The organism is Oleiphilus sp. HI0066 (assembly GCF_001635725.1).
The window spans coordinates 1-10,681 of the sequence record NZ_LWFH01001289.1; the positions used below are offsets into that span (position 1 = coordinate 1).

At 44.8% G+C, this 10,681-nt stretch carries 9 protein-coding genes; 8 read left to right on the plus strand and 1 reads right to left on the minus strand.

What is annotated here, in order from left to right; all coding sequences use genetic code 11:
- Positions 1-242: 242 nt before the first annotated feature.
- The 7 genes from ahpC (at position 243) to A3738_RS29480 (ending at position 7,912) form a co-directional block, all read left to right on the plus strand.
- The gene (ahpC, locus tag A3738_RS18730) at positions 243-806 is read left to right on the plus strand and encodes an alkyl hydroperoxide reductase subunit C (RefSeq protein ID WP_068477915.1); all 564 of its coding nucleotides are present in this window, start codon (positions 243-245) and stop codon (positions 804-806) included.
- Positions 807-1,370: 564 nt separating this feature from the next.
- On the plus strand, positions 1,371-2,975 hold the full coding sequence (gene ahpF, locus A3738_RS18735) for an alkyl hydroperoxide reductase subunit F (RefSeq protein ID WP_068477917.1): 1,605 nt from the start codon (positions 1,371-1,373) through the stop codon (positions 2,973-2,975).
- 93 nt (positions 2,976-3,068) lie between these two features.
- Entirely contained in the window at positions 3,069-3,731 is a 663-nt protein-coding gene (locus A3738_RS18740) for a cupin domain-containing protein (protein ID WP_197471938.1), read from the plus strand.
- Between the two features lie 206 nt (positions 3,732-3,937).
- The gene (locus A3738_RS18745; protein WP_068477929.1) at positions 3,938-4,579 is read left to right on the plus strand and encodes a PEP-CTERM sorting domain-containing protein; all 642 of its coding nucleotides are present in this window, start codon (positions 3,938-3,940) and stop codon (positions 4,577-4,579) included.
- 172 nt (positions 4,580-4,751) lie between these two features.
- Positions 4,752-6,212 (plus strand): deoxyribodipyrimidine photo-lyase, encoded by a 1,461-nt coding sequence (locus tag A3738_RS18750; protein WP_068477938.1) that lies wholly within the window; start codon positions 4,752-4,754, stop codon positions 6,210-6,212.
- Entirely contained in the window at positions 6,205-7,773 is a 1,569-nt protein-coding gene (locus A3738_RS18755; protein ID WP_068477939.1) for a cryptochrome/photolyase family protein, read from the plus strand. The genes A3738_RS18750 and A3738_RS18755 overlap by 8 nt, the downstream gene beginning before the upstream one ends.
- Positions 7,760-7,912 carry a DUF2256 domain-containing protein gene (locus A3738_RS29480; protein ID WP_082878399.1) on the plus strand — a complete coding sequence of 51 codons (153 nt, stop codon included), beginning with the start codon at positions 7,760-7,762 and terminating at the stop codon, positions 7,910-7,912. Before A3738_RS18755 ends, A3738_RS29480 begins: the two co-directional genes overlap by 14 nt.
- 4 nt (positions 7,913-7,916) lie before the next feature.
- Here A3738_RS29480 and A3738_RS18760 read toward each other — a convergent pair whose 3' ends face one another.
- Positions 7,917-9,398 (minus strand): cryptochrome/deoxyribodipyrimidine photo-lyase family protein, encoded by a 1,482-nt coding sequence (locus tag A3738_RS18760; RefSeq protein WP_068477940.1) that lies wholly within the window; start codon positions 9,396-9,398, stop codon positions 7,917-7,919.
- 168 nt (positions 9,399-9,566) lie between these two features.
- Here A3738_RS18760 and A3738_RS18765 point away from each other — a divergent pair.
- The coding region (locus A3738_RS18765) for an NAD(P)/FAD-dependent oxidoreductase (protein ID WP_068763777.1) at positions 9,567-10,681 on the plus strand (1,115 nt) is incomplete at its 3' end.

Consider the following 10,681-nt stretch of genomic DNA (forward strand, 5'->3'; position numbering starts at 1 on the left):
TCTTGCCGATTGTTTCTGAAGAATCGTGCCATGCTTTGTGCGTGAAGTGCGTGTGCATAATTGAGTTGTTTAAGAGAGATCATTGTATTCCTCGCGCGGCGTTTATAATTCAAAAAAACTAAATTAATAAATAAATTTATTCAAATTTACCGTTCTTGCAAGTCTCTTTAAACTTCATTTCGAACTTAAGGCAAACGCCAATTTACTTTTAACACTGTCGTTAAATTCAAGAGGAAAATGACATGGCTCTAATCAACACAAAAATCAAACCATTCGTAGCGCAATCTTTTAAGAACGGTGAGTTCGTAGAACTGAGCGACAAGGATCTAGAAGGTAAATGGTCTGTCTTCTTTTTCTACCCAGCAGACTTCACTTTCGTTTGCCCAACAGAGCTTGGTGACGTTGCAGACAAATACGAAGAGCTTCAGTCTCGCGGTGTAGAAGTTTACTCAGTATCAACTGACACGCACTTCACGCACAAAGCATGGCACGATTCTTCAGAAACAATCGGCAAGATTCAATACCACATGCTTGGCGACCCAACAGGTCAAATCACGCGCAACTTTGAAGTAATGCGTGAAGATCAAGGTCTTGCAGATCGCGGTACATTCATCGTTGACCCAGATGGCGTTATCCAAGCAATGGAAATTACAGCGGAAGGTATTGGCCGTGACGCAGAAGACCTACTTCGTAAGGTGAAAGCAGCACAGTACGTTCGTAACAACCCAGGTCAGGTTTGCCCAGCCGCATGGAAAGAAGGTGAAGAGACGCTAGCTCCATCATTAGACTTGGTAGGCAAGATTTAATTTTTGGATTAATTCCTACTGCGATTGCTAAGGCGGTGTTAAAGCGGGTTTCGGAATGCTCACTTACTATTAGTAAGCTCCGCTTCCTTAACACGCTCTGCCTAGACTTAGCTGATCTCGCGACGTAATTAATCTCGAAAATGTAGTCGGCTATTGCGATTGTTAGAGCTTTGTTGTAGTCCACCCCTCAATGCTCACTTACCAGACGGTAAGCTGCGCTTTCTCGGTGAACTTCGCCTCGCTCTAACTGCTCTCATCACGCCGCTAGCGGTTTGCCAGATAAAGAATCGTTCAATGGTCTAAAGTTGCAATAAATACTTTCACATAGAGTCTAGAACGAAGGGCCTTTCCCGTCGATCGCTTCAGCGATCCGGGTCGCCTTTGGGGTGTTGGGGGCTTTGGCGAAACAAAGACCCTGACCTGCTGTCGGCCAGCGCCGATAAGAAAAGAAGAGTTAAGACTAGAAATTATCTTCAAATCTCTTCGGATCAGAATACTAAGTCCCGAATCAACAGCGGGATGAACAAAATCAAAAACCACTTTAGAAACATACAGGTGAGCATCATGCTATCTCAAGACATTCTACAGGCAATTAAACAGTACACAGCCTCAATGCAGGCGCCGCTTACTTTCGTTCTTCAAAGTGGCGAACATGAAAAACGTGAGGAGCTGAAAAAGTTTCTTGCTGATATTGCAGGCACCAATGATCTTCTTTCGCTAGAAGAACGTGCCACAGGTTTACGTAGTCCGATCAGCTTCTACATTGAAGTTGATGGCAAAGACACAGGTGTCCAGTTCTCAGGTATCCCAAGTGGTCACGAATTTAATTCACTTATCTTAGCGGTGCTTCAGGCGACTGGCACACCTTTAAAGTTAGATGAGTCTTTGCAAAAAATGGTGGGGCGCGTTGGTGAGAAGTTACACTTTGAGGTGTTCATCGGTTTGAGCTGCCACAACTGCCCTGATGTCGTTCAGGCTCTGAACCAATTTGCTTTGCTTAACGACAATATCTCGAGCGAAATGATCGATGGAGGCTTGTTCCAAGATATCATCAAAGAACGTGACATTCAGGGCGTCCCAGCTGTTTATGTCAATGGCGAATTATTCGCGAATGGTAAAGTTGATGCCGCACAGTTGATCGAGAAATTGATGGAGCGCGATGCAAGTATCGCCCAGTCAGATGAGTCTGACGCACTGCCTTTGCAAGACGTGACTGTTATCGGTGGTGGTCCAGCAGGTGTTGCTTCAGCGATTTATAGTGCGCGCAAAGGTTTGAAAGTAACGCTGATTGCTGAGCGATTAGGTGGCCAAGTGAAAGACACAATGGGCATCGAAAACCTCATTTCAGTATCGAGTACAACCGGTCCTGAACTAACAGGAAACTTAATCAATCACATGAATGATTACGACATTACGGTGAAAGAGCACTTGCGTGTAAGCGAAGTGATCGATGAAGAGATCAAAACCGTGGTCTTGTCATCAGGTGAGCGTATCGATACCAAGACCTTGATTGTCGCAACAGGGGCGAAGTGGAGAGAGCTAAACGTTCCTGGTGAGAAAGAAAATATCGGTAATGGCGTGGCGTACTGTCCACATTGTGATGGCCCATTCTTCAAAGGGAAAGATGTTGCTGTTGTTGGTGGTGGTAATTCTGGAATCGAAGCGGCACTCGATTTGGCTGGTATCGTGAAGAGTGTGACGGTGCTTGAATTTGCAGATACCTTGCGAGCGGACCAAGTACTGGTAGATCAAGCGCAAGCGCGTGACAACATTACGATTATCAAGAGTGCTGCAACGCAAGAAGTCACTGCGGCGAATGGTAAGGTCAACGGTATGAAATATCTTGATCGTGACACCAACGAAGTGAAAGATGTTGCAGTCGATGGAGTGTTTGTACAGATTGGTTTGGTGCCTAACAGCGCATTTATCAAAGATGTGATCGAAACAAGCCAATATGGTGAGATCGTTATTGACGAAAAGTGCCACACATCAAGCAAAGGCATTTATGCAGCGGGCGATGTGAGTACGGTTCCTTACAAGCAGATTGTGATCGCGATGGGCGAGGGCTCGAAGGCATCATTGAGTGCATTTGAATACTTGCTTGCAAACTCTCAGAGACTTGAGGAACTTTACGAAGCGCAGAAGTCTGACCAAGCGCAAGCTGCGTAAGGAATCCTGACCTTAAATAAGAGGACAATCTGCGGGTCAGAGTAATTTTACTCTGACCCTTTTTTATATGTGTAGAAATAGAAAGAAATAACTATGGAACTCCGCTCAGATTTTTCAGACCGTTTTGTTGTCGCGCCACAAGATTATCATTGGGTTGATTCACCTATGCCCGGTGTCGAGCGCATGATGCTGGACCGTATTGGTGATGAAGTCGCGCGAGCAACATCGATTGTGCGATACGAAGCAAATAGTGAATTCTCCCCGCATACCCATACGGGTGGCGAAGAGTTTTTTGTATTAGACGGTGTGTTTGAAGACGAACATGGTCAGTACCCAGCAGGTACCTATGTCCGCAATCCAATTGGTACGGCGCATCAACCCAAAATTGGCGATCAAGGTGCGACGATCTTTGTAAAGCTTCAGCAGTTTGATCAGCGAGATACGTGGCAATTTAGTATCGATACAACGTCAACTGCTTGGTTACCCGGCTTAGTTGAAGGTCTCTCTGTCATGCCCCTGCATGAGTTTGAAGGGGAACATGTCGCACTAGTGCGCTGGGCTCCCAATACTATTTTTAATCCACATAGACATTGGGGCGGGGAGGAAATCTTTGTTCTCGAAGGTACTTTCTATGATGAGCATGGTGAATACCCGAAAGGAACATGGATTCGTTCACCACATATGAGCCAGCATCACCCCTTCACAAAAGAAGATGGTTGCACCATTTATGTCAAAACAGGTCATTTGCCAATCTAAGTTGAGCCTTAAGTTTGGGGGCAGAGTAAAAGTACTTTGCCCCTAATATTTGATCTCCAAACGCTAAGAAGCCTATTAACTTGGTGAAATAGTGCTCAGTTTCGCTACGTTTATATCTTTCGAACTAGTAATGTTTCTCTGAATAGGTATTATGTAACCATATGTAACTAACATAATGTTTCATGGACGATAGTTCGGAGCTAAAAATGAAAAAAGTAGTATTAGCGAGCGCTTTATTGGCAGCGAGTGTATCTGCACAAGCAGGTTTGATAACAACTGTTGAAGCCGAAAATCAATTTGTAAGTACAGTATCTGATAGCCTAGATATCATTGATTTTGACGAAGGCAATGTAGGTAATATCTCTGGAGACTACACAGTCTACTCAACGCCAAGTGGTACAAATCAAAGTGCGCCTCCTTTTGGCATTACCAGTGAATATTTGAGTGTTCCAAACCCTAACCAAAATGGTTCAGCAACTATTTTGCTTGACGAAACTTACAACTTTTTCGGTTTGTTTTGGGGATCGGTTGATGACTACAACAGCATTACGTTCTACAACGGTGATGTGAGCGACGATAACAATATCGTAGCGTCGATCTCTGGTGATCAGATTGATGATCTACTTGCAGACGGAAACCAAGTTAGCTGGACTTCTAACCGCTTTGTAAACTTCTTCTTTACTGATGGTGATGTGTTCGACCGTTATGTACTAACTAGTAATGGTTATGCGTTTGAGTCTGACAACCATTCATACGGAAATGTTTCAGTGTCTGTATCTGAGCCAGCAACGCTTGCATTGTTCGGTTTAGGTTTGGCTGCGTTAGGATTTGCACGTCGTAAGGCATAAGTCTTTCTTCGATCGCGTTCTAAATTAAAAAAACCACAACTTCGGTTGTGGTTTTTTTATGCCTGAAATAAATAGAACTGTTTGAAAACTTTGCCTCTGAAATTGATCTAAACGACTACCCTCAATGTACTTCTATGCATATTTAAATTTGATATCCACTAAGTAGGAAGCCATGTCATCAAAGGGTGCTGTTTTATGTTGGTTTCGGCGTGATCTACGCTTGCGTGATAATCCCGCTCTGACGCGAGCTTGCGCACTTGCAAGCGCAGAAAATTTACGCGTTATTCCTCTTTTTATTCTTGATGATGATGACGCTGGCGATTTTGCAACAGGCGGCGCGAGCCGCTGGTGGCTGCATCATTCTCTAGTAAGCTTGCGCGATAATCTTAATGGCCAATTATTGTTGAGGTCTGGCGCTGCGAAGCAAGCTTTGAGTGCGCTCACCGAGGAACTTGATGTTAGAGCAATCTTTTGGAATCGCTGTTATGAGCCTTGGCAGATTGCCAGAGATACCGAGCTTAAAACACACTTTAAGTCCTCTGGTATAGACGTTCAAAGTTTTCAAGCGAGCCTGTTGTGGGAGCCATGGGATATTAAAAATAAGCAAGGATCTGCGTACAAGGTGTTTACGCCCTATTATCGAAAAGGTTGCTTGTTATCAAAGCAACCTCGCTTACCCAAGGCAGCCCCTGATCTCTCAGATTGCGCTCTTCCCGAGGGACTTCAACAAAATACAATTGATGAGCTGGGTTTATTGCCAAGCATTCCTTGGTATGAACAGATGCAAAATGAATGGCAGCCTGGCGAGCAGGGGGCGTCAGATCGATTGACGCAATACATAGAAAGCGCAGCATTTGCCTATCGCGATCAAAGGAATATTCCGTCTGTCGTTGGGACCTCGCGGCTTAGCCCTTCTTTGCACTACGGTGAGCTGTCTCCGAATCAGGTTTGGTATGCCGTTAAACATGCATTCGAAGGTCGAGAGGATGATAAACATCTCGATACCTATTTAAGTGAGCTTGGTTGGCGTGAGTTTAGCTACTACCTCTTGTATCACTTTCCGCATATTCCGAGCGATAGTTTCAACGCCAAATTTGATGTGTTCACGTGGGAAAACGCTCCTGAAAAATTGCGTGCTTGGCAGACAGGTAACACGGGTATCCCGATTATCGATGCGGGTATGCGTGAGTTATGGCAAACGGGCTATATGCATAATCGCATTCGCATGGTTGTTGGCTCATTCTTGGTGAAAAACCTACGCTGTGATTGGCGCTTAGGAGAAGCATGGTTTAGAGACTGTTTACTCGATGCTGATCTTGCAGCCAATGTTGCCAGTTGGCAGTGGGTGGCTGGTTCAGGCGCCGACGCAGCACCTTACTTTCGAATTTTCAATCCCGTATTACAGGGCGAAAAATTTGATAGTGATGGCGAATACGTCAAGAAATTTTGCCCTGAACTTGCAGAGGTGCCGAAGAAGTTTATCCATAAACCGTGGGAAGCACCGACCGACATTCTCAAATCGGCAGGCGTGTGGCTAGGTACTGATTATCCGCATCCAATTGTGGATCTTAAAGAGTCTCGTGAAGCGGCACTTGATGCATACGAAGTCGTAAAGGCCGCATCAAATGCCTGAGTTTTCGACGCAGACAGGAAAGCTTTGTTTAGTCCTCGCAGACCAACTGTCACGCTCGCTTGCTAGTTTGAGCGATATAGACAAGCAAAATGATCTGATATTGATGGCAGAGGTGCGTACAGAGGCGTCTTATGTGAAACATCATAAGAAGAAAATTGCCTTCCTTTTCTCTGCCATGCGTCACTTTGCTAAGGAGCTTCAGAACGACGGCTATCGCGTGCGCTATGTGTCTTACGACGACCCTGACAATGCTGGTAGCCTTAAAGCGGAAGTCGAGCGAGCGATGTCAGAGCTAAGCTTTTCGCATGTCGTTGTGACATTTCCAGGTGAATGGCGTGTGCTCGAGGATATGCAGAGCTGGCAGGCGGCGTTTGACGTTTATAACGCGACTGTTGAGATTCGTGAAGACGACCGATTTATTGCGAGTCTTGATGAATTTAGGCATTGGGCTGATGGGAAAAAACAGCTCAGGATGGAGTATTTCTATCGTGAGCTGCGTAAGAAAACTTCTGTGCTTTTGCAAGATGGTGAACCGGAAGGAGGGAGATGGAATTACGATGCACAAAATCGTAAATCGCTTCCTAAAGGAACGAAGGTTCCAAACCCAACCATGTTTGAACCAGATGACATAACTACTCAAGTGTTAGAACTTGTTGGTACGGAGTTCGAGGATCATTTTGGTGAGCTTAGTAACTTCCATTATGCGGTTACACGTGAGCAAGCGCTTCAAGTTTTAAAGGGCTTCATTCAAGAACGTTTAGTTTTGTTTGGTGATTATCAGGACGCCATGCAACAAGACGAGCCTTGGATGTTCCATAGTCATATCAGCTTTTATCTTAATGCAGGTTTGCTGACCGCCCATGAGGTGATTACTCAAGTCGAACATGCCTATCGCGAATATAATTTTCCTCTAAATGCGGTAGAAGGCTTTATTCGTCAGGTGCTTGGCTGGCGTGAATACGTGCGAGGTTTGTATTGGCACGAAATGCCCAAGTATGTTGATCAGAATTTTCTAAACGCTCAACGACATTTGCCGGGCTTCTTTTGGACTGGCGACACGCAGATGAACTGTCTCGCACAATGTATTAATGAGACCAAACAGAATGCCTATGCGCACCATATTCAGCGCTTAATGGTGATTGGTAATTTTCTATTACTGACTGGGATAGAACCGAAGCAAGTGCAGGAATGGTTTTTACTAGTTTATGGTGATGCATACGAATGGGTAGAGCTGCCTAATGTAAATGGCATGATACTGTTTGCTGACGGTGGTGTTATGGCAAGTAAGCCTTATGCGGCGAGCGGTGCTTATATCAATAAGATGTCTAATTATTGCCAGTCATGCGCGTATAAAGTGAAAGATAAGAACGGCGAATCCGCCTGTCCGTTTAACTATCTCTACTGGGATTTCTTGGCGCGCAATCAAGACAAACTTCGCGGTAATCAGCGCTTATCTATGCCGTATCGAACCTTAGAGAAAATGGATGATGCGAAACGACATTTAATCGCAAGCGATGCCGAGAGCTTCTTTCATAAGTTAGAGCGTAATGAAAAAGTCTGAGTTGCCTTCAAAGCTTTGTGTTGTGTGTCAAAGGCCTTTCACTTGGCGTAAAAAGTGGGAGCGTGATTGGGAGCAGGTTAAGTACTGTTCGAAACGCTGCTCAAGCGAGGCGAAACGAGAGAAGGTATGTAAAACTTAGATTCTTAGCCTGAAATCATGCGTGCTCGATCAGGAATGGTATGGCGCGAGAGAATACGAGCGGCTTCGTTTTGCACTTTAGGTGTTTTCTGATATGCCCATAAGATTTCCCTAGCGGCTTTCATACTCTGATCAAGATCGATAACCGGTTCAACGTAGTCTGCGCTGAGTGAGAAGTTGTACATCAAAGCTTCCATGTCAGTGATTAAACTTGGATCTTGCTGAAGAATGGTTGGAAGTCCTTTTAGTTCTGGAATCCACTTTTGGATAAATCGAGCCTCAGGATCTCGTTCCATGGCTTGTTTGACAGGGTTGTATAAGCGAATAGCGTTTATCCCCGTTACTCCAGCTTGCATTTGAATTTGGGGGTAATGAATGCCGGGTTCGAAATCAAGAAAGACGCTTGCAAGGTGGGCAGCGCCTAAACGCCAATCTAGATTGAGTTGATGTGATAGAAAGCTAATCAACATTGCGCGCATGCGAAAATTCAAATACCCAGTGTTGATCAAGGCGCGCATACTCGCGTCAACTATCGGGAAGCCCGTATTGCCAGTTTTCCATGCTTCGAGCCGTCGATTTATTTCATGCGCATCGTGCTCGTAGGGATAGTGTTCATACCCTTTATTGACGGGGCGAAATTGCATGTCGTGCTCACTTTCAAATTTTTGGATGAAATGATCACGCCATTGCAGACGTGATTGCACACCGCTAATAGTGCGTCCCCATGCCCGCTGTGATCTATGCTGCTCTAAGTATTGAAATACCTGTTTTGAGCTAATGTTGCCCCACGCTAAAAAAGGCGAAAGCCGACTACAAGACTGCATGCTCTCAAAGGGGCTAGAAAGGTTGAACGCGTAGTTTTGTCCCCGTCCAGATAGAAACGATTTTAAAGTATGCCACGCGTTTGATTCTCCACCATGTTGGAAATTGATATGCAGTGAGTTCCATTTATCGCTTCTCTCATCAACTTTCAGTGATTCGTCCAAATCAGAGAACGCATACCAATGAACATTTGAGAGTGATAGGCATACAGGCGCTTGATTGATTTGTTCATGCCATGATTCATACCAATGTTGTCGATGTGTAAGTCCTCGCTGAATACCTAATAACGGGACCTCAGACCAAATCACGTTATGTGCCATGCACCAATCGTTTACGGCCAGATCTCTGTCATAGGTGTTTTTTAAACCAACCTCTAGATGACTCCACAACTGAAACGAACCGAAGGACTCATGGATAGCTTGCAGCGCCGGAATGACTTCGCGTTGCAAACACAACACTCTTGCGCCAAATCCTCGTAGTGATTTATTGATGTCATTGATGCTGTCGCTGACAAAGCGCCAGTGACGTTCTGAATAGTGAGGGTCCTCAACAAGTTGCGGCTCTATTACATACAAAAGTAAAACAGGTCCTTGTTCGGCTGCGCGAGCCAAAGGCAAGTGATCTTGCAGACGAAGATCGCGTTTCAACCAAACAACTTGAAGCATAAACCGATGTGTTAAAGCGGATGATGCAAAGATTTACCTGATAAACATCAGAATGGATTGATCTAGTTTGTGAATTGATCAGTAAAAAAAACTTTACGTTGTATACATAGTATAACTTTACGTTGTATAGTTATCGGCATTATAAGGTGTTAATTATGGGCTATACGTATGTCGAACCTAGAAAAATATGATGCGGTTGTAATTGGAGCAGGGAACGGCGGGCTGACAGCTGCGGCAACTCTGGCGCGAGGTGGCGCGAAAACTTTGCTGCTTGAACGGCACAATATTCCTGGCGGTTGCGCGACCTCTTTTGTTCGAGGCGATTTTGAATTCGAAGTTGCCTTGCATCAATTGAGCGGCTTAGGGACAGAAAAAAATCCTTTCATCATGCGCAAGATTTTTAACGAATTAGGTGTGATGGACAAAGTGGAGTTTGTTGAAGAGCACCACCTCTATCGTATGACGATTAAAGATGAGTTCGATATTACCTTGCCTGCTAGTTGGAAAGGCATTCGAGAAGTTCTCATCGAAAATTTCCCCAATGAAGAACAAGGTATCAAAGATTTCATGTTGCTCTGTGAGCGTGTTGTTCTTGAGAGCTTTATGGGTTTTAAAGCTGCGCTCAAGATGAATAGCGCAGACATGCTTATGAAAAACAGTAAGCATTATGCGGAGCATGGTTTGCGTTCTGCTAAATCTGTTTTGGATGAGCATTTTTCTGACGAGCAATTAAAAACTCTGTTGGCTGCTTACTGGTGTTATTTGGGTCAAGCGCCAAGAAACATTAACTTTGTTGACCTCGCCATGATGCTTTATGCCTATGGCGTATTTAAACCATGGCACATTAAAGGTGGCTCACAAGCGCTTTCAAATGCCTTGCTTGAATCGTTCTTGGAAGCTGGCGGCGAAGTTCAGTTCAATGCGGCTGTTGATCAAATTATTACCGATAAATCGGGCGACAAGCCCAAAGTCATTGCTATTCACACTGAACATGGTGACGTATACGAAACCGAACAAGTGATTTCAAACGCAAGTTCGGTCGTAACTTTTGTCGATTTGCTGGATACAGATGAGTTACCAGAAGGTATCTCTCAAGACTTCAAGTCCCGTGAAATCGGTACCTCAGCATTCTGCTTATACATTGGCTTAGATTGCCCGCCAGAAACCTTAGGCATCGAGAACGCCTCGACGTTTATGGGGACGACCATGGACGAGGATTTAATGGTTGAAACGATGGCGACATCGAAGCCTCCTGTGGCGACTATGCTCACCTGTTATAACGT